Origin of the sequence: Sphingobacterium psychroaquaticum (assembly GCF_900177625.1) — a bacterium.
Taxonomy (GTDB): domain Bacteria; phylum Bacteroidota; class Bacteroidia; order Sphingobacteriales; family Sphingobacteriaceae; genus Sphingobacterium; species Sphingobacterium psychroaquaticum.
Genome location: NZ_FXAU01000001.1, coordinates 64,456 through 84,523, shown reverse-complemented (window position 1 = coordinate 84,523; position 20,068 = coordinate 64,456). Strand labels below are relative to the sequence as shown.

Below are 20,068 nucleotides of genomic sequence, written 5' to 3'. Positions count from 1 at the left end.
AAGCTTATTTATCGCTGTACAATTGATACGTTAGTCCCATAAAGTAAACTCTCCCTGGCTGAAAAGGCATTTTGGCGTCCACAAAATTCAACATATTCTCTGTCGTCGCACGAACGGCCAAACGTTGCTTCGGAAATTTTTTCTCCACGCCTGCATTCAAAAGATAATGCCCCCGCACAAAGGTGTCGTACCGATCCAAGTAGCCATTATTATTTCGATCACTAAACGGATATTTACCGCGATAATTCATTCGTATATTAAAGGTCATATGTGCGGGTTCATAGGTATAAAAAACACGCGCATTAAACATGTGGTTCGATCGATTTTCTATACCCCAATAATCTTTCGAAGTAGGGAAATAATTTACAGAACCACCCTGCGGATCAAACAATGGGGTGTTATATTTTCCACCTTCACCAATCTCTTTGGCAATACTTCTGTCTTTCGCGATAAGGAATTGGTACCCTCCACTAAGGTGCAGATTGTTCCATAGTTTATAGGAAAACGAAAAGTCTGCGCCCTGGTAGTAGGCTTCAGGATTATTCCGATAGGAATAAATCAAGCCACCCGTTATGTCCATCCCAATCAACACACGATTGATTTGGTTTTTAATATCATGATAGAAAACACTGGCTTCCGCTCGGAACTTTCGGTTAGTATTTTCCCATATCAGACTCAAGTTATAAGACTTACTCATCTCCGCATTTAGCGCCAGCCCCTTGATCTCATCGTAAATTGGCTCCAGCTCGTACTGGCTCACCTGCCCGCTTTCACGCAGTTGGTTGATGACATCACGCATGCTGGCGGTGCCAAGAAGCATGCTGTTTATTCCGGGATCGTAGGACACTTGATACAGCTTTTTCATATCCGGTGCTTTAAAAGCCGTGCTATAGGCCATCTTAGCAGATAAGTTAGGGAGAATACGGTATTGCAGTGCCGCACTGGGATCCAGGCGCCAACCATACTTCGCAATGTTATCGTAACGAAGACCAAAAGTAATATCCAGCCGTGGCAAGGCCTTCCAGTTGGCTTGCGAGTAGGCAAAGTAAGATTTAATTTCATTATTGGTCGTCAGAATATTCTGATCGATACGCTCGATTGTTCCCCCGACTCCAGTAATAACATCCAATTTATTAGGAATGGAATAGGCTATTTGTTGCTCCAACCGATGTAAATCCTGCCCGAAATTAGTTTGATTCAAACTATCTCCTTGTGATAAAGCAACAAACATATCCACATCAAAACGCGTGTAATAATAGCGTGTCATGCTACGCCAACGTGCATTGAACCGATGGTCAAAATTAGCCATCAGGTTGAGATCTTTCTCATCCAAGACATCTTCTGTTTGATAGTTGGTTCCCATAAATGCCTTATTCATAAAACTCCGTCGCATGCCGTAGCGTGCACTAACGGAAAAAGCGTTATTATCATTGAACTTATAACGGAAACGTCCATGTGCGGCGTAATTGTCATACGGTGGCAATGTGCTGCCTGTAATCAGACCCTGCGAAGTATTAAAACCTCCTGTGTGGTAATAATTCGCTCCCATGGATAACGTTGCTTTCTTCTTTAGCAGTGGTGTTTCGCCATCAAAGGAAACATCTACGGTTTCATTGCTACCATACATCGCAGAGGCTACTGCTTGCGGCTGTAGCACCGTTTGTCGTGTAATGATATTGATGGTCCCTCCCAGCGCATCCCCGCCATAAATATTGGACGCCGCACCTTTGGTGATCTCGATACGCTCAATATTGCTGACACTAATCCGGGACAGGTCAAAATTTCCATTGTTACGCCCCACGATAGGCTGTCCATCGATAAGAATCATGACATACTCACTGCCAAATCCCTGCATCTGGACCCCGACCGCACGCGCTCCTGCTCCGATGTCGTTTACAATCGCAATCCCCGTCTGTTCCTTCACAATCTCATCCAAGCGACGGCTTCCCATCAGTTCAATCGTACGGCGATCAATTACCGTAACCGGCATAATGGAATTTTCGATCTTGACTAATGTCTCTGTGTTTGCATTGATATGTCTTCCTTGCACCGTTACCTGATCGATATGCTGTTGATCTTTTTCCAGCATTATCGTACGGTTTCCCATCCCTTCTGTTAGCTTTATAGTGGATCGTTTGTAGCCCACCGCTGAAATTTCGGCCTGTATGGCCGACTTATTTATTACCAGAGAAAAGTGACCCAGGCTATCCGTTTTAGTACTTTTTCCATTTTCTAAAATCCGGATAGTAGCAGCGGGAATTTTCGCACCATCGGTATCTGTCACTTTACCGCGAACCGTAAACGTTTGCGCATGCCCAGTGTAGCTAAAAGAAAATAGACAAACTATAAGTATTATATATATTTTCATGTTATCGTCGTAGTGATGTAATGTATGTCCTTAAGTATGTGATGCGAAACAGCCTATTTTTTTGTCTTTAGGTTTCTGCTGCCATCCTTCTGGATAAAAAAACGAAAGGTCATAAAAGGACTGGGCCAATTTGCATCTGTTAATACTTCTGGTGCTCCTTTGTACATACTGATCAGCTGCAGTTTCCCGTAGAGATAACTGCCATCCGGTTGCTCCAAACGCAAGTAATACGCCTTGTAGGGGAAAGGTTTAGCAATAAAGGTACTGCCGTACTCATACCAGGAGTTTACGCCAGGTCCATATTGTGAGGCATAGCTAATCAACAAGTTATCAGCCGGTCTACTATCGAAAAACTCATCCTCTGGTGCCTCGTCCATAAAATCATACCCATACTCGTACATGATCAAGGAAGACTTTGTTATAGGACTACCCGTGCTGGGACCGATCTTGTTTCGACCATTATTGAGAAAGATCGTACTGTTCATCTCTCCGGTAAAAGCAAGGTCCCAGTCTGCTGTTTTGAGGTAGCGTATTGAATCGGCAGCATCCCGGATAAAATGTTGCCAACCGTCCTTAAAACGATATAGAAACATACTATACTTCCCCGCTTCTTTACCGCTTTTACTGTATTGTACCTGAACAAAATCTTTGTTTTCATTGTAGTTGGCATTGCTGGTCATGAGCTCCCACGCCGTACCATTATACAGGTAGACCCTGAAATTTTCATTATCACGATAAGCCCACCCTTTGCTTGGGTTGTTGGGGGGTGTACTCAAGAATCCCCGCCAGTTGATCGTTATATTTTCGGCGTTATCCGCACTGCTTTTGGGTATAATATCCATTTGGTACCAACTGTTATTCCGTCGGATATAGCGGCGCTTATTTGAGGTATTCAAATAAGCCTCGTTATCGGAAACTGTTGCGGGATGTGAAATGGCTTCTTTCAACCAACGGATAGCGCGTTCGCGCACCAATACTTCGGCTTTCCATTCATCCGGCGTTTTGCCAACAGGATTTACATCCGCCCCTTCAGCGGCGTTGATCACCTCATTGGTCTGGGAGACAAAGCGGATGGAATCCGTCCATCGCGCGTTATAATAACGTTGTCGAAGGTAAAGGTCGCCCGTTTCAAAACGTTCTTCCCACCCATCCGTTGCTAGGGTATCTCCAGGGAGGTCATAGACAACGGTACTGCTGGCATCTTCAAAATTAGGCGTTAGATCTTCCAACTTATAGCAAGAGACAAGCACCAGCAACGTTATGACAGCCCCAAGAAGCTTGGGGGTTATATATACTATTTTACGTTTAATTTTCATGGATCTTTACCTAAGGCACAATACGTTAATTCACATCCGCTCTGGTAATGTAGGTACCTATCGGCATTGCAAACACCTTTTTAGCAACGGCATAGCCTGTTGTTACGCGTTGATCTTTGTAGGCATACACAAAAGAAATTGTCTTCAATTGAACCCCTTGAGCCTGCAGTAACGCCGCAATAACCTTATGCTTCACTTGGTTCTCAGTAATCGTTAAGTCTTTGGCTTGTATATTAAGATAAGATGTCGCCGTGGACCCTGTACGGTGGAAGACATACTCTACAGAAGTAATATTTTTGAGTTGGTAAAGCGCTACGATCTTGCCATCATAATTATCATGTATATTCGTAAAGTTTAGTGTGATCTCGTCGCCTACATTTAGTTTTTGTCCCATTTGATCAAACTTAAAATCACCTTTAAGGTATCCTGGAGGCGGCGGACCAATATCAATTTTATCCCCCTCATATGTCCTTCCACTTACCTTCATGATCAACTGGTGTGCACCGCTTTGTTGTTCGGATGTATATTTCGGGAAGGCAGCTATGATTTTATTTTCAGTAATCGATTCAATATCACACTCTACCTCAAAGCCATCACTCAGACGTTTTATAAACACCCGGAAATCACTCGGGTCGCGTTGTGCAGACAGGAAGTACTCACCAATAATATTGATCATGTGTCTTGGTACAAACGTCTCTAACGGCCATGACACAACTTTTTCGCTGGTGAGGTGCTGCATCTCAATCGTTTCCGTTGTTTGATCCGTTCCTCTGAAAAAATGATGCCCGGTCACATTCGGGGCACGTAAACTTTGATACGAATTCAGTAAGGCATGCCCCCAGGCCACAGTCCTGTTCACGGTCTTAATTTCCGAAACTGTCGGCACAGGTAGATTGTACACCGGTTTTAAACGGAAAGCTTTGACAGAGCCGTCCTCTGCCGTTACGTTGTATATAGTTTTATCGGAAAAAGGTACAGCTACCCCCGATGCCGGCTGTACGGTCGCACCATTCGCTACATGAATGGTCGGCGTGATTGTTGCAGGCAGGGGTACTGAAGGATCCCAATAGATGCTGATACTGTCTCCGGAGATAACGGCATTCAGCGAATCTGTTCCATGTGATACGGTCGCAATTTTAAAACTTAAGATCTCCTTATATGGCTTTTGCTCATAATCATAATTCGTTTTATTACAAGAGGCTAAGAAGAGGCTTGAAAATAGAAGCCCCGCTGCTAGTACCGAAAATAGGTGATTATATATATTCTTCATGTTATGCTTTTAATTAGTCGTTATTTTTTTGGCTTGATCTCAAAGGATTTGTCTACCACCCCGGTACGAATTCCTTTTCCAAATCCAGTGTGGTCGGCGTAGTCAAAATAGAATACCATGCCATAGGCGGTGCTTCCGTACATTCCGGTAGGTATTTCCGGAACAATAACTTTCACCTCACGTCGTGTTTGCTTGACCACCGGAAATGCAATCTGTTGATCATACAAGGCAGCAGGAAAACCAGCAGGAACAGTTGCATCTTGCTTTTGGATTACTAAATACACCCGGTCTAGCTCCAAATACACCCCTTGACTCCCTACCATACCGAATGACGATGGTGTAAACGTTATGGTATCCCCGATTGCATAGCTCGCGGTGCTGCTGAAGAATGTAGGAAAAGGCTGTGAATAGGTTACTTTCATATCCGGTAGTGGTGCGCGACGGCCTTGGTGCTCCACCTCTACTTTATAATCGCCGGCCAATGCTTCGGGCAAAAGCTGCGCTGTCAGCGTATAATAAGCCTCACTAGGCAAAACTGAAACCATACTCACGAAATCATGATGTACTTTACCGGAAGTTTTATCCGTAAAATAGAACTTAGCGTGCGTACTTGTCGACGCAAAATTACCGTACACATTGAATTGGGCCGTAGCAATTTTACTGACTGGATTCGTATCCACCATGGTTGTGGTGTAGCCCGCTTGCAATGGAACGTTAAACGGCAAAAATGTCGGAGCGACATTGTAGGTGCGTACCGTACCATCGGTTCCTTTCACCCGGTATACGGCCGTTTCTCCGGTACGGATTGGATCGACACCACCATCTAAATTGATTTCCTCTCCCTTTTCGTCGATTAAGATTGCCCCTTCTTCCAATTTCAATGCAGGAACTAGGTAGTCAATACCGAGATAATAGGGAATATAAATCGTGATGCTATTTCGGGTGTGATCAATAGCACCTAGCAGTGGCTGTGGACTATTTGTGATCTTAAACTCGAGGATCTTGTTTAGCGATTCTTTTTCATAGGCTACGACCTCAGTTTTACTACAAGAGTGCAGTAAAAGGCTTCCGAAAAGGCCAAGCAAGGGTATTGCAAATAACTTTATAATTTGTTTCATGATATTTAATTAATAAAATCGTTTAGGGTGTTAATCTTTATTTTCCTACGGAGGTTGTATTTGTTGACATGTTTACGTGTAATGCAGGCTTGCGTAGCACAAAACCAAATCGAGCTTCTTCGGCACGAATAACGGTATAGCGAAAGGTATACATCGGTGATGCATAACCACGGCGCATTTGCAAGGGATCGGTTACGCCTTTGTAAATGGATATAGTCTCTAACTTCACATAATTCCCTCGAGCTGTTTTAATAATCATCGTCCGCGGACGAAGTGGCTTCCCTTGGAGATTCTTAGCTTTTGGAAACTTGTTTACCAAATCTTCCGATAGGCAATATATCATATGTCGGTACAGATTAGCCTCTTTGCTGGCTGCGGGATCATTTTCGTCGTAACCACTCACTTTATCGGGTCGCACAAAATTTCCACCAAACGTATAAACAGCGTGCCCCATTTCATAGCTCAACGTACCTTGTGCATCCAAACCGACATTTCCAGGCGCGGTGAACAACAGATTTTCGGGTACATGCGTAACCTTACTGTACGGCGTATCCAGCACCACGATTCCTCCAACAGCGGAGCTCCCATATCCGATACCGCGGGATTTACCATTATTGATACCAATGCTGCTACGAAAGATGCTAGAGAACGATAAATCCCATCGTTCGGTTGTTTTATAGTTCAGATTGATAGATGAAAAGCGCTCCAGACTGAAGAGCATCGGATCCATATCATCCAATGGACTATGCCCACTCGGGAGGTTGTCCCCATAGTTGTAAATTATGATTTCCCGGTTAAACACAGAATCGCTCAACGGGGTATCCGCCTCCCAATCAAAACCATTCAAATCGTAGACATCGCCACAGGAAAAGAAAGTCGGTATAAGTCCAAATAGAATTATAATCAGTTTTATTCTTGTATGTATACATTGCTTTATCATTCGTCTTGTAATTTCATGTTTTTCAGGTTGCCCAAATCATACGCCTGCAGGAGGCGTACCATTGGGCGATACATAGGTTGTTTGATCGCGAACCTACTTTGTTTTGAGATTTTTACTTCCGTCGGCTTGTACAAAGTACTTGAAGGTAAAGTATGGTGCCGGCCAGAAAAGATCGGTAACAGCTGGTGGATTGCCTTTGTATGCGCTGAGTATCTGCAATTTCGCGTACTTACCACTTGGCAAACGAAGGACATAGGTACGGTTGGGATACGGGTTCATGACATGCGTAGCCAAATTATAACTATACCAACCGGCATCCTGGCTTTCTTTCGCCCACCCAATAGTGCTTATTTTGCTGTTGTCAAATTGGCTGTCACTCGGTGCTTCCGATACCGAATCATAAGCTCTTTCCAGCATTATAATGGCGGTGTTTTTCACCGGACCATCCTGACCCGGTGTTCCAACATGCTGACTGTTGTTAATCTGTATGTCGCCATTGTAATTACCTGTAAAAGCTATATCCCATAAATTTGTCTTCATCCATTGCGTTGAATCCGCTTTGGTATGGAGCCAGATTTGCTTTCTCTGTTCCAGATTGTATAGAAACGTATAGAAAGGACGCTTCTCCTTACCGTCAATACCTTCAGCAATCGATGCTTTGGTATCCCCCGCTAAGTCATAAACGATAGTACTCTTACCATCTTCTAAAGCAGGCGATGTCCCATCGTCTTTGCTGCAACCTGCGACTAAAACGACCGCCGCAATCAAACTAATTTTATTTAAACCAATTATAAATAACATACCGCAAATGTGCTCAATCTTCTTTTAAAACCTTATATGCAATCCGTATTATTTTATATTCCATCTGTATTTTAAGCTTTGGTGATCTACTTTCACCATCGCATTCAACGGCGTTCGTTTTAACGGCGTTAGATCATATGGATATTCCTGCAACGGATCAGGACACAAAAATGAGTAAGACTTCTGGTACACGCTATATGGCATCCGTATTACTTTATATGCAATCCGTATTATTTTTATTTAGTCTATATTAACTCTTGCTTTTCCCTCCCATTAACCATTTCTTTGCAAGCGTATGAAGTTATATATCGTATTGACGTACCTTTTTATTGCGCTATTTTCTGCACAAATAGCTGCTGCACAGCAGCGTATTATTACGCTCAGCAGCGCTATAAGTGAAACCGTTCACGCCTTAGGTCGCGAACAATCTATTGTTGCAGTGGATGTTACAAGTGAATATCCGGCCGTCATAAAATCTAAGCCTCGGGCTAGTCGAGACCGGACCTTTTCATTAGAAGGACTTTTGGCTTTCAAACCCGATCTAATCCTCACCCCTTCGAATCAAATTAGCTATCCTACGGAGGTAAAATTGAAGCAACTCGGCATCCGGGTGGTCACTATTGATCAGGAATATAGCGTTAAGGGTGCCGAGAAATTTATAAAAACTATTGCGCAGACCATCCATGCCAACAAAGAAGGAACGGCACTGGTGACACAATTCCAAACGAATTTAAAAATGGTCATGGCGGCATTAAAGCAGAACAAGAGTAAGAAAAAGGTACTTTTTATCTATGCGCGGGGTGTCGGACTTATGAGCGTTGCGGGAAAGGGCAGTCCTATTGATGCGCTTATTGATTTAGCCGGTGGACGTAATGCCGTGCAGGAATTCAGTGATTTCAGAACCTATACAACGGAAGCTTTGATAAAGAGCAATCCGGATGTATTGTTGCTGTTTGACTTTGGTGCAACCAGTCTGGGGGGGAAAGAGGCCGTTTTAAACATGCCCGGCGTATCGCTGACCAACGCCGGCAAAATGCGGCAGATTATAACCATGGAAGGCCCTTTGCTGGTAAATTTTGCAACACGCCTCCCCCAAGCGATACGTGAGCTGAATCGTCTATTATATGCTGTTAAATAATCTTCTTTTGAAAAATAAACTCATTTTCGTCGGGTTGGCCCTGGTGCTGTGTGTGGTATCCCTCCTCTCCCTAAGCTTTGGCGCCTTAAATATTCCGCTAAAGCAAGTTGCATTAAACCTGGCACATCATCTCGGTGTTAGCACAACGGAACCGGTAGACGAACTGTATAGCGGCGTGATGGATCTGGTTCGCTGGCCGCGCACCTTACTAGGTATCTTGGTAGGCGCTGCGTTAGGCATGAGCGGTGCTGCTATTCAAGCGATTTTCCGAAACCCACTTGCGGAGCCCGGACTTATTGGTATTTCAGCGGGGGCTTCTCTGATGGCCGCCACGATTATAGCTTTTGAATTTGTCTTTTTTAGTACACTGGGTTCTCTCTTCGGTCATTATTTACTTGCAGCTGGAGCTTTCTTGGGTGCTGGAATAGCGACCTTGCTGGTATACCGCATCTCTTTACATCATGGGAAACCACATATCGGAACCATGATTCTTGCTGGGGTAGCCATAAATGCCCTAGCCGGTTCACTCACGGGATTGATATCTTTTGCTTCGGATGAGCAGCAATTGCGTAGCATCACGTTTTGGATGTTGGGTAGTTTGGGCAATGCGAGTTGGTATACCATTTGGACCATCTTGCCTTTTGTTGCCCTTGCATTGGTCGGGTTGCCTCTTTTGGCTAAAGCGTTAAACAGCTTCTCCCTCGGCGAACAGGAGGCCCAACAGCTGGGTCAAAATCCACAACAGAATAAACTGCGTGTTATTGTTCTAGCGACCTTAGCTGTAGGCGCAACGGTCTCTGTCGCTGGGATTATCGGCTTCGTAGGACTCCTTGTGCCGCATGCGGTCCGGATGGTAGGCGGCTCCGACAACCGGTATGTATTGCCCGCTTCGGCCTTATTGGGGAGTATTATCCTGACGGTAGCCGATCTGATCGCACGGACTATTGTGGCACCTTCTGAAATCCCCATTGGGGTGGTAACAGCCCTACTAGGAACGCCTCTCTTTCTTTTTATCTTAATACGAGATAAAAAGAAATTTGCAGCCTAACAGAAAAAAAGCTTTATATCTATTACATTATTCTTATTTCGAAAGATGCTTATCGCTGAAAATCTTACGTACACGGTAAAAAAACACACGATATTAAAAGGAATCAACTTCGTTATCCATCCGGGGGAAGTGGTTGCTTTGCTAGGCGCTAATGGGGCTGGGAAATCAAGTTTATTGAAATTGCTGAGTGCCGAACAGGTTCCCTCCGAGGGTCAGATCAGTTTATTTGGTACACACTTAAAATCGTATACAGCCATCTCACTCGCTAAAATGCGAGCAACCATGGCGCAGCACCATCAGGTTTCAACCGATTTTACCGTGGCAGAAGTGGTTATGATGGGACGTTATCCACACTACAATAACCAGCCGCAACCGAACGATATCGCAACCGTACAAGAAACCATGCTACTCTGTGGCATTGACCACCTGGCAGAACGATCCATCCTGAGCCTCTCGGGCGGCGAAAGCCAACGCGTACACTTAGCGCGTGTACTCGCGCAGCTCTGGGGGCAACCACGCGCCATCCTCCTACTCGATGAACCGATATCGGCTATGGATATTAAGTTTCAACACCATACCTTGGCCATTGCGCGAACCTTAGCGGAGAAGGGCTGGATCATTGTGGCGGTGTTACATGATATCAATCTTGCCGCACAATATGCAGACCGATTGCTCCTCATGAAAAATGGTCGTAAGCTTATGGATGGAACACCATCGGAGGTGCTCAATTCCCGGAATATCTATACAATTTTTGGGATTGACGCAGAAATTGTCGTCAACCCCAAAACGCTACATACCTATATCGTACCGAAGGCTTTATCGTCTGTTGCCCTACCCGGAACCTTATAACAAAGTTTACAATAGGGGAACAATTCAATATTATTTAGAATCATTATAAATAGATTTAAAATAGTATATTTGTCCCTATTCAACGTCATACTCATGTTAATCAAATCACGTATTGAAGGGCTCGCCGGTTGGCTATTTGAGGAAAATGTCCCCGATGCTTATGTGCCAAACTATAGTTTATCGGAAAAGACATTTGCCATCCGAGAAGGAGCTATATCGATGGAAAATAAGCAACTGACATCGGGTGGCTTGTTTTTCATGCATACGGAAATGCGATTTGACGCACCGACCTCGGTGTATACAGAGGTCTGCGGGGAAACAGTATCGAGTCAATTTATCTTTTACAAAAAAGCGGCGGAACAGTTAAAGGGGAAATCAAATGCCCTGTATGGTCGAAGTCGACATAATATTCGTTATATCCCAACCACCTGCAACGAACATGAAGTAAAAGAAGGAATCGATTACATGTATTTTCTGATTGTCTTAAGCAAGGACTATTACTTTAACTTGATTGATCGGCACTCGATCTTACATGAGGATTTTGTTCGGGAAATAGAGCAGGGTAATTATACTTCTTTTACATCGGAGGATTTTTTTGTGACGCTGGAGATGCGTCGGGTAATAGACGATATGATCCATTGTAGACAAACGGGTGAATTGAAACGTATGCATACCGAAGCACGCATCCTGGAGCTTCTTATGTACCAGTTGGAGCAGCTGGGCGGAAACGGACAGGAGCAGGAATTAATAAAGGGGGATGATATCCTCAAACTGGAGGAAGCCCGGGATTACCTCAAGACACGATTTGCGGCTCCCCCAACACAGAAAGATCTTTCGCGTCAGATTGGTCTGAATGAGTTTAAATTGCGCCGTGGCTTTAAAGAATATTTTGGAATTACCGTCTATGACTATATTACGCGTCTACGGATGGAAAATGCACGCAAACTTCTTCTGGAAGAGGGATTATCAATCAGTGAGGTGAGCGCAACAGTCGGTTTTTCACACCAAAACAACTTCAGCATTGCTTTTAAAAAATATTTCGGTCTTCCACCCAGTGAATTTAAAGGGTAGATAAAAAAATCCCCCGAGAGACAAATTGTCTTTCGGGGGATTTCGTATCTACATCGCTAACAAAGTGACTTACTTCATCACTTTGTTTTGCTTCGGATTATCGTAAATCAGGATTGTCTTTCCATCCTTCAACCATAGTCCACGACTCAGCCCCTTTTCCCGATTGTTTTTGTTATTTACGTTTACAGCATACACACGGCTTCCGTAAAAACTCGTTACTTCCGGAAAAATGGTATGCCCGACAAAAAGCTTCTTCGCGTCGTAATAACCTAACAACAAATTCGCATCAGCTTCGGAAAGCGGTTGGTACTTTTCATCCTGACTCACCATGCCGCGGTACCAAAGCGGTCCTGTACTTCCAAAAAGGAAAGTTGCTGCAGGTGATTGCGAACGCAGCTCTTTCGTCTGGAAGATATATGTTCTTACCGAATCATTGACCGCAGGGATGGTCCACTTATTGTCAAACATTTCGCGGCTCAAGCCGGCATGTACAAAAAGGTTATCACCAATTTTTTCCATGGTATTGCGCTGCAACAACCAATGTCCCAATACAGTTTCTGTGCCCCATAATTCCTGATAGTCCTTACCCAGCTCATCCGCAAGTGCTTTATACTTACTTTTGCTATACTTAAGATTACCACGTAAAGTCATCTCTTCGTGGTTTCCAAACAGAAAATGTACCTTCCCTCCTGCTTTGTTCGCCTCCTCTTCCAGTTTATAAATCAACCAGAAAATAGGTACCACATCAGAACCACGATCAAAAACATCACCGATAATCACCACGTGCTTTTTACCAAATATCCATTGATAATCAGAACCGATGACTTTCTGCTCTTTTAAGATCGCGTGAAAAGATTCAAAATCACCATGCGGATCCGATAACACCATAATATCGTTCCCTCCAGGATATTTCCAATCAGGCACCTTGACATCATGTTGAACCACCTGAAAACGATGTTTGCCATCATCGGTAGTCACCCAAAAAGGAGCTTCTACGTGATCCGTAATTTGAATCTTATGATCGCGGACCTCCATGTTCTTCCACCCATTTTCGCTCCGGTAAATATAGGGACCATCAAACTTGGATAGTCCCCCATTCTCTTGGGCCTTGCTTTCCGGTGTAAAAAGCAAGGCAGCACTTAGTACACTGCAAAAGGCAATGCCTGTACGCATACACAAACGGGAAATAATACGCATATTAGTAACCGTCGTTTTGTAAGATATTTTTATTTACATCAATCTCTGCACGCGGTATAGCCATTAACGTCTTAAAGAACGTACGATCGAACGATTTCGTTTCTGGACGTAGGGATGGCGACACATGGAAAGCTCCTTTACGTTCTACACGTAGGTTATTACGTGTCACGTCGAACAAACGGTGCCCTTCACCAACCAGCTCGCGGCGACGTTCTTGCATCACACGATCCAAGGTTACTGTTCCTGTTACTGATTTCGCTGGATTTGCACGCGTCACAATAGCGTTCAGGTATTTAAGCGCATTGGTATTATTGGATAACTTAACAGCCGCTTCGGCCGCAATCAGGTAAGCTTCTGAAAGACGCAACACAGGGATATCCGCTTGCTCTGCTGTTTCTCCATTTGCTGTGTTTCCAGGATATTTATTCAAATAATAAAAATCAACTTTTTTACTGTTCGTGTACTTCGTGATTATTTTTAAGCGAATATCACTTGGGTCAGCATTTAAAAGACTCATATAATCATCCGACAGCACAATATCATCATACCCTTGACGCCACATCAAATAACCAATTCCATCCTTCCCTGGTCCGCTCTCGGTTTTCACAATAGACAACTGAAAAAGAATTTCATTGGTGAAATCCTTGGACCAAACACTGCTATACTCATCGTTTTTCCATAGAATATACTGCCCTTTGGTTGTCGTTTTCGCTGTTGCGGCTTCATCGATCATTTTGCTAGCCGTATCAAAAGCTTTTAGATCTTGTCCTGTATACAGATAAGCTCTCGCCAACAATTGTTGCGCAGCAAATTTGTTTAATTTACCATCGTTTTTTGCGGCGCTCAACAGTGTACTTGCATTCTCAAGATCTAAGATCACCTGATTGTACACCTCTTTTACTGTATTTCGAGCTGGTTTACTGGCAGAATTATGTTTCTCAAGTTCGATTGGAACACCTAAAGAAGCACCGTTATCCTTGGTGTAAGGTGCACCGTAAACTTTAACCAAATCAAAATGTGCCATCGCTCTGAGTGTTAAGGCTTGTCCTTTGATATCCTTTAACTCTGGCGTCAAGGCGTCTGTTGCCAGACCATCGACAAACGCGATAATACCATTTGCCGCACGTAAAGCACGATAAGGTTGATACCACAAAGATGAGGGTGCATTGTCTTTGTTATATTCGAACAAGTAAAACTTTGCGGCACGCTTCGTATCGCCGTTCGCCAACATGTCCTCGCCTGTCACATCACCATAATACGTCATACGTGCACCATAATACTCACTTCCACGTAATATATCGTAAATCCCATTTAACGCATACTGTGCATCCCGAGCCGACTTAATCGCCTGTGAACTTTCCGTGGATGTACTCGGCTGTGCTTTTTCTAACCATTCGTCGCCACATCCGGTCAATAATAATCCGGCTGCAACTGCTATTGAATATATATACTTCATCGTTATTTTCATATTTAGAACTTGATATCTAATCCAAAAGTTACTGTTTTCAGTTTCGGTGATTCAAAATAAACACTACCATCAACCGGTATTTCAGGATCATAATTTTTATACGCTGCAAAAGTCAACATATTTATCCCTGCGCAATATGCACGAATATTATTCACGCCTAAGCGACGCGAGATATGCTGAGGAACAGCAATACCAAATGTGATATTCTTCAAACGAATATGATCGGTAGAGTGCACGCGACGCGTATTCGCCACGCTACTCATATCATATGAGTTACCCACCATAAATTTCTCGATATCAGTCTCATCACCCGGCTTCTGCCATCTTCTTTCATAATATTGCGGAATATTATCGTATCCTGTCTTGCCTGCTAACTCTGTTTTACTCGCACCATAATCATACGAATAACCGCCCAATGAATAAGTCCACGTAAAGTTCAGGTCCATAAATTTGTACTTAAATGCATTGGTAAAGCCACCTAGTAATTTAGCATCTACACTTTTGTATAAAATACGGTTCGCTTTGGTGTAATCTTCCGTAATTGCGCGCGAATCCATATCATTTGGATCATTGATGAAATACTGCGGAACACCAGATTCTTTATTTATACCGGCAAATTCCACCAGATAGTAACTGTACCAAGGTTGTCCCACACGGTGAATCAAGGTACCGTCGCGCAACTCGTTGCTACCATCAGCCAATGAAATTGTTTTATTTCTGTTCATACCGAAATTAAGTCCGGCCGTCCAAGTGAAGTCCTTATTGCGCAAGATATCCGCATTCAAATCTAACTCGATACCGCGGTTACGAATAGCACCGATATTGGATAGATACGAAGAGAATCCTGTACTATATGACGTTGGCATATCATTCAACAAGTCAGAAGATTTCCTGTTGTACCATTCGAAGGTAACATCCAAGCGTTTCAACAATCTGAAATCAACCCCAACATTGGTGTTGTTCTGTTTCTCCCATTTCAAATTAGGATTTCCAATCTGCGTTTCCCGAATCCCTGGATTTCCACCGTACGGATAACCAAAGCCCGTCAAATCCATGTAGGTATAAAAACTACTTGGCAATGTACCGTTCGTACCGTATGACACGCGGATTTTGGCATCAGAAACGATGCCATCGATCGATTTCATGAATGCTTCGTTCGATAGTTTCCAAGCCCCTGAAAGTGACCAGAAATTACCCCAACGACTATCGCTATGTAGCCTAGAACTACCATCTCTACGAATACTCGCCCCAACAAAATACTTATTATCGTAATTGTAGTTTGCACGTGATAAGTACGACAGTAAACGCCATTCCGAGACCGATCCAGACAGATCTGTTAACACCGATCCATTAGACATCACGATCTTATCATCGGAAGGGAAGTTATCTTTAGCGCCCGATAGGTCATCACGCACATATTTATTCACCTCATACCCCGCGAGTACATCGAAGTGGTGTAAATCCTTGAAAGTCTTGTTGTATGTCAAGCTATTTTTCCACACAATTTGGTTATACTGCTTGTAGCTAGACGTCAACGAACCGTTTTGTTTCTCGCCATCCGAAGAACGACGATCTGCCCATGAATTGTATTTGGATGTGGTATTGTCTACGCTAAAAGTCGTATTGAACACCAAACCATCGATAAACTTATAGTTTGCAAAAATGGTATTAAAAGAGCGGTTCGCTTTCTCCTTACGGTAATTGTACATAGAGGCCGCTTTCGGGTTTCTCGCACCGTTGGAGAAGAAACCTGTAAAGAATGAGCCATCCTCATTATAAACCGGTTCCGAAGCGGTTACTTTATGGCGTGTAGCATAAATTGGTGACGTATAGGTTCCTCCTTCAGCATTCACATCCTGCTCTACAGTAGAGTATAAGATATTCGCACCGACCTCCACTTTGTCACTCATCTTGTACTTGATGTTCAAACGACCCGATAGGCGCTCGAAATCGGACTGATACGATAAACCGGTCTGATTCATATACGACAACGAGTTGTAGTATGATAACTTACTATCTCCACCCGATACCGAGAAATCAACATTTTTGAATGGTGAGCTCGAACGAAACAGTTCTTTTTTCCAATCTGCCCAGCCGCTCCAAGGCTCTGGTGCATATTTATCAATATTATCTGCCGCAAATTTTTCAATCTTTGCTTCGTCCGTTTCCTTATCAATATAGCGTGCTTTGTTGCGCAAGCCTTCTAGGAGCATTTCGCGTCGCTGTGGACCGCTCATCACTTCTCTAAAATCGGTTGCTTGGCTCGATAACCCGTAATCTCCCTTAATAGAAAACACAGGTTTTCCAGCTTTACCACTTTTTGTGGTAATCAAGATCACCCCGTTAGCTGCACGCGATCCATATAACGAAGCGGCTGCAGCATCTTTGATAACTGTAATTGTCTCGATATCAGACGTGTTCAGGGTAGACATAACATCAAAACCTGCATTATTAGACGAGCTAGATGCAATGTTCCCAGACATCACCGGCACCCCGTCGATCACATAGAGCGGTTGGTTGGAAGCATTGATAGACCCCATACCGCGAATACGGATATCCGTCGACCCACCTGGCTGTCCAGAAAGTGAATTTACCTGCACACCTGGCGCATTACCTTGCAACATGGTCGAAAAATCTACCGCAGGCAGATCTGTCATGCGCTCCGCTTTAATCGTAGAAGCAGAACCTGTATATTCAGATTTCTTAAAGGTTCCGTAACCTGTTACGATTACTTCTTCCAAATCGTATTCTACTGCTTTCAAGCTAACATTAACCGTATTCGTATTTGCTGCAACTTCTTTCTTCTCATAACCTACCAAGCTAAATACCAACACATCATCCCGATCGGCAAGAATTGTAAACTGTCCTTGCTCATTCGTTGCTGCAGACGTTTTTTTTCCTTGCACCGTAACCGTAACGCCGGCCAATGCCTTACCTTGTCCGTCGGTAACCTGCCCATGCACACCACGCTGCTCCACAACAACTTCTGTGGTGGCATTTTTTTGTTCCTTTGGACTTTCGATTTTCTTTCCACCCGCCTTCACAACGATAGACTTTCCATCGACCATATAGACAAGGCCATGTGGTTGAAGCAACGTGGCAAGGGCTTTATCTAAGCCCGTATTATCAAAGTTCACCGTCACGTTGGGTGTATTTTTGATAATATCTGATTTGCACAGGACAGTGTATCCCGTTTGTTTTTTTATTTCGCGAAAGACATCGACTAAGGGGCTGTTTTTTTTCTTCATGCTCACCGTTTGTGCAAAAGTCCCCGCTTGGAGCTGACTGGCCGTTATAATAACCAGCGCAACAATCATTTTTAACATAATGAGGTATTTACAAATTTTCATTATTTTTGATTGGTTTAGTATAATTAATAAACAATAACACACGTTTTTTTGATTCCGAACCGACCGCCGGGAAAGCACCACCTTTCTCGGCATTTTTAAGCCTTACGAATCAGTAGAAAGTATATCTCTATTTCATAAGCCTTACTCGCCTCCCGTCGAGCTTAATTTTAATATTGTCATCTGTCATTTTTATTACTTTCAACACTTTATCAAAGGTTTCCATCCGAGAGACGGTTCCCCATAGGTTGATCTGTGCGAGTTGCGGGTCTACCTGGATATCGACGTCATACCACCGCTCTACTTGTCGCAAGGCAGTTCCCAAATTTTCATTATTAAACATAAACTCACCATTCTTCCACGCCATGCTCTCCTCAACATTAAACTCCTGCACCCGGATCCGCTGCCCGCTCACCACACTCTGATGTCCGGGATCTAGCAATGTTTCTCGCATACCATCAACTGAGACTTTCACACGTCCCTCTATCAACGAAACCTTAGACTCTTTCTCCTCGGTGTATGAATTCACATTAAAATGTGTCCCCAACACCTCCACTTTCTCCTTATCGGTCTGCACCACAAATGGTTTCTGTTTATTTTTTGCCACCTCAAAATAGGCCTCTCCTTCCACAAACACCATCCGTTGCTGCGTTCCAAATACTTTAGGATAGCGTAAACTGCTGGCCGCATTTAACCAGACCTTCGTTCCATCAGAAAGTACAACTTGATATTGCCCTCCTTTAGGCGTAGATAGCGTTAGGAAAGTAGCCTTGCTCTCCGTGTCAGCCAGTAGCACAGAGCCATCATCATATTTGATATCTCCCCCCATAACGATACCTATGTGCTCTTCATTCAGATCTAAGCGCGTACCGTCTGAAGTGGTCAATGTGGCTCGATTTCCTCCCGGAATAAAATCCTGCGCTTTTTCCAATACTTGCGCTTCGGTATACGTCGGTTTATACGTGAATTTCCAGAGGCCTACCCCCAGGACAAAAACGACGGACGCCGCTGCGGCATAGCGAACAAAAAGGCGCTTCCGTTTTTTATAGCGGACAACCTGCTCCTCATTTATTTGTGTAAAAATGCGATCGAGCACACGTTGCTCTTGCTTCCGATAGGCTGGTGTATATAGCTGTTTGTAGTCCAACAACACCGCCTCTAAGTGCGTGGGATCGGTGAGTCGATCAACCTGTACGAAAAGTTCCGGATGCTGTTCAAAAAGCTGACAAAGTTCTATATGCGTATCCGGATGAATCCTTCCCTCCACATAGGCTTTTAACAGCTGAACTGTATATTCTATTGTTAACATGTAAGAATTGGCGTAGTTAATTTTGATAATAGAAACACCAATCTTTCCCAAATCTTACAAGAAAAAATACAATTAAATATAAAACACTAATAAACAGTTAAATAAAATTAAAAAGAGAAGAAAATCAACGAGGAAACTATCTTTGGAGGAGGTATAAAAAGGCCGTAAATAGCAGGGCATTCTTAGCTTTCAGGAGGTGACGTAAAGTACTTACAGCTCTGGAACGATTGGTATACACCGCATCTGGGCTGATCGCCAAAGCTTCCGCTATCTCATCGACCGTTTTATCTTCCTGATACGTCATTTTAAATACCTCTTTCTGTCGTTCCGGGAGCCGCTCTGCTTCCATAAAGATCGCTTGGATGAGTTCGACATGTACCATCTTCGTGAATACATCACTGTCTTCGCTCAAAAGTTCTTGGATTTCTGTAACAGGAATAGACAAAAAATCTTTCTTTTGGTCACGAATAGCATTTAAACTGGCGTGCTTGGCCGCTATATATAAAAAGGCACGAAGGCTTTCCGCTGATTCAAAATCTGTACGTCGTGTCCACACTTTCATAAACACATCCGCTAATATTTCCTCTGCTTGTTCTGCATTTTTTAAATAACGTAAAACAAAGAAATTCAATGGCTTATAAAAATAATGATAGACCGCCACAAACCCTTCTTGGCTACCTTTCCTTAAATTTTCTACAAGTATTGATTCGGACATACAGCTTCATAACTCGGTCAATTCACACCGCAAGCGTAGAACCAGCTTATGAATTGTTTTCGATTTTGAAGACCTAAATTAGAAAAGAGTTTCTACTTTACCAAGATGACCTG

At 43.5% G+C, this 20,068-nt stretch carries 16 protein-coding genes; 4 read left to right on the top strand and 12 right to left on the bottom strand.

Annotated elements, in window-relative coordinates:
- Positions 1 to 4: 4 nt before the first annotated feature.
- The 7 genes from B9Y69_RS00340 to B9Y69_RS19135 form a co-directional block, all read right to left on the bottom strand.
- Complete coding sequence (locus tag B9Y69_RS00340; protein ID WP_085471103.1) at positions 5 to 2,368, bottom strand: TonB-dependent receptor; 2,364 nt, start codon at positions 2,366 to 2,368, stop codon at positions 5 to 7.
- Positions 2,369 to 2,421: 53 nt separating this feature from the next.
- A complete protein-coding gene (locus tag B9Y69_RS00335; RefSeq protein ID WP_085471102.1) occupies positions 2,422 to 3,684 on the bottom strand; it encodes a hypothetical protein in 1,263 nt (420 codons plus the stop codon).
- A gap of 25 nt (positions 3,685 to 3,709) precedes the next feature.
- Positions 3,710 to 4,954, bottom strand: a complete 1,245-nt coding sequence (locus B9Y69_RS00330; RefSeq protein ID WP_085471101.1) for a hypothetical protein — start codon at positions 4,952 to 4,954, stop codon at positions 3,710 to 3,712.
- Between the two features lie 20 nt (positions 4,955 to 4,974).
- On the bottom strand, positions 4,975 to 6,072 hold the full coding sequence (locus B9Y69_RS00325; protein ID WP_085471100.1) for a hypothetical protein: 1,098 nt from the start codon (positions 6,070 to 6,072) through the stop codon (positions 4,975 to 4,977).
- Between the two features lie 37 nt (positions 6,073 to 6,109).
- Positions 6,110 to 7,012 carry a hypothetical protein gene (locus B9Y69_RS00320; protein WP_085471099.1) on the bottom strand — a complete coding sequence of 301 codons (903 nt, stop codon included), beginning with the start codon at positions 7,010 to 7,012 and terminating at the stop codon, positions 6,110 to 6,112.
- Between the two features lie 93 nt (positions 7,013 to 7,105).
- Entirely contained in the window at positions 7,106 to 7,813 is a 708-nt protein-coding gene (locus tag B9Y69_RS00315) for an HmuY family protein (RefSeq protein ID WP_144036470.1), read from the bottom strand.
- A 48-nt stretch (positions 7,814 to 7,861) separates the two neighbouring features.
- A complete protein-coding gene (locus B9Y69_RS19135; protein WP_159451782.1) occupies positions 7,862 to 8,017 on the bottom strand; it encodes a hypothetical protein in 156 nt (51 codons plus the stop codon).
- Positions 8,018 to 8,108: 91 nt separating this feature from the next.
- Between B9Y69_RS19135 and B9Y69_RS00310 the strand changes: the two genes are divergently transcribed.
- The 4 genes from B9Y69_RS00310 to B9Y69_RS00295 all read left to right on the top strand — a co-directional run bounded on the left by B9Y69_RS00310 (position 8,109) and on the right by B9Y69_RS00295 (position 11,919).
- Complete coding sequence (locus B9Y69_RS00310) at positions 8,109 to 8,951, top strand: heme/hemin ABC transporter substrate-binding protein (RefSeq protein ID WP_085471098.1); 843 nt, start codon at positions 8,109 to 8,111, stop codon at positions 8,949 to 8,951.
- Between the two features lie 7 nt (positions 8,952 to 8,958).
- Positions 8,959 to 9,999, top strand: coding sequence for a FecCD family ABC transporter permease (locus tag B9Y69_RS00305; protein WP_085471943.1), 1,041 nt, complete (start codon positions 8,959 to 8,961; stop codon positions 9,997 to 9,999).
- A gap of 45 nt (positions 10,000 to 10,044) precedes the next feature.
- Complete coding sequence (locus B9Y69_RS00300) at positions 10,045 to 10,848, top strand: heme ABC transporter ATP-binding protein (RefSeq protein WP_085471097.1); 804 nt, start codon at positions 10,045 to 10,047, stop codon at positions 10,846 to 10,848.
- A 93-nt stretch (positions 10,849 to 10,941) separates the two neighbouring features.
- Positions 10,942 to 11,919, top strand: a complete 978-nt coding sequence (locus B9Y69_RS00295; RefSeq protein WP_085471096.1) for a helix-turn-helix transcriptional regulator — start codon at positions 10,942 to 10,944, stop codon at positions 11,917 to 11,919.
- A 69-nt stretch (positions 11,920 to 11,988) separates the two neighbouring features.
- On the opposite strand, the gene B9Y69_RS00290 is transcribed toward B9Y69_RS00295, so the two are convergent.
- The 5 genes from B9Y69_RS00290 to B9Y69_RS00270 all read right to left on the bottom strand — a co-directional run bounded on the left by B9Y69_RS00290 (position 11,989) and on the right by B9Y69_RS00270 (position 19,955).
- Positions 11,989 to 13,116: a metallophosphoesterase gene (locus tag B9Y69_RS00290; protein ID WP_085471095.1), complete on the bottom strand. Its 1,128-nt coding sequence runs from the start codon at positions 13,114 to 13,116 to the stop codon at positions 11,989 to 11,991.
- A gap of 1 nt (position 13,117) precedes the next feature.
- A complete protein-coding gene (locus tag B9Y69_RS00285) occupies positions 13,118 to 14,572 on the bottom strand; it encodes a RagB/SusD family nutrient uptake outer membrane protein (protein ID WP_159451781.1) in 1,455 nt (484 codons plus the stop codon).
- A gap of 14 nt (positions 14,573 to 14,586) precedes the next feature.
- Positions 14,587 to 17,934, bottom strand: coding sequence for a TonB-dependent receptor (locus tag B9Y69_RS00280; protein WP_159451780.1), 3,348 nt, complete (start codon positions 17,932 to 17,934; stop codon positions 14,587 to 14,589).
- A 127-nt stretch (positions 17,935 to 18,061) separates the two neighbouring features.
- Complete coding sequence (locus B9Y69_RS00275; RefSeq protein ID WP_144036469.1) at positions 18,062 to 19,240, bottom strand: FecR family protein; 1,179 nt, start codon at positions 19,238 to 19,240, stop codon at positions 18,062 to 18,064.
- Positions 19,241 to 19,376: 136 nt separating this feature from the next.
- The gene (locus B9Y69_RS00270; RefSeq protein ID WP_085471091.1) at positions 19,377 to 19,955 is read right to left on the bottom strand and encodes an RNA polymerase sigma factor; all 579 of its coding nucleotides are present in this window, start codon (positions 19,953 to 19,955) and stop codon (positions 19,377 to 19,379) included.
- Positions 19,956 to 20,068: the final 113 nt, after the last annotated feature.

What these genes read in the sequence shown, in the direction of transcription:
- B9Y69_RS00330 (WP_085471101.1), bottom strand. Translation starts at nt 4,954, where the DNA reads ATGAAGAATATATATAATCACCTATTTTCGGTACTAGCAGCGGGGCTT.
- B9Y69_RS00270 (WP_085471091.1), bottom strand. Translation starts at nt 19,955, where the DNA reads ATGTCCGAATCAATACTTGTAGAAAATTTAAGGAAAGGTAGCCAAGAA.
- B9Y69_RS00310 (WP_085471098.1), top strand. Translation starts at nt 8,109, where the DNA reads ATGAAGTTATATATCGTATTGACGTACCTTTTTATTGCGCTATTTTCT.
- B9Y69_RS19135 (WP_159451782.1), bottom strand. Translation starts at nt 8,017, where the DNA reads ATGCCATATAGCGTGTACCAGAAGTCTTACTCATTTTTGTGTCCTGAT.
- B9Y69_RS00340 (WP_085471103.1), bottom strand. Translation starts at nt 2,368, where the DNA reads ATGAAAATATATATAATACTTATAGTTTGTCTATTTTCTTTTAGCTAC.
- B9Y69_RS00275 (WP_144036469.1), bottom strand. Translation starts at nt 19,240, where the DNA reads ATGTTAACAATAGAATATACAGTTCAGCTGTTAAAAGCCTATGTGGAG.
- B9Y69_RS00280 (WP_159451780.1), bottom strand. Translation starts at nt 17,934, where the DNA reads ATGAAAATTTGTAAATACCTCATTATGTTAAAAATGATTGTTGCGCTG.
- B9Y69_RS00320 (WP_085471099.1), bottom strand. Translation starts at nt 7,012, where the DNA reads ATGATAAAGCAATGTATACATACAAGAATAAAACTGATTATAATTCTA.
- B9Y69_RS00315 (WP_144036470.1), bottom strand. Translation starts at nt 7,813, where the DNA reads ATGTTATTTATAATTGGTTTAAATAAAATTAGTTTGATTGCGGCGGTC.
- B9Y69_RS00335 (WP_085471102.1), bottom strand. Translation starts at nt 3,684, where the DNA reads ATGAAAATTAAACGTAAAATAGTATATATAACCCCCAAGCTTCTTGGG.
- B9Y69_RS00290 (WP_085471095.1), bottom strand. Translation starts at nt 13,116, where the DNA reads ATGCGTATTATTTCCCGTTTGTGTATGCGTACAGGCATTGCCTTTTGC.
- B9Y69_RS00325 (WP_085471100.1), bottom strand. Translation starts at nt 6,072, where the DNA reads ATGAAACAAATTATAAAGTTATTTGCAATACCCTTGCTTGGCCTTTTC.
- B9Y69_RS00285 (WP_159451781.1), bottom strand. Translation starts at nt 14,572, where the DNA reads ATGAAGTATATATATTCAATAGCAGTTGCAGCCGGATTATTATTGACC.
- B9Y69_RS00295 (WP_085471096.1), top strand. Translation starts at nt 10,942, where the DNA reads ATGTTAATCAAATCACGTATTGAAGGGCTCGCCGGTTGGCTATTTGAG.
- B9Y69_RS00300 (WP_085471097.1), top strand. Translation starts at nt 10,045, where the DNA reads ATGCTTATCGCTGAAAATCTTACGTACACGGTAAAAAAACACACGATA.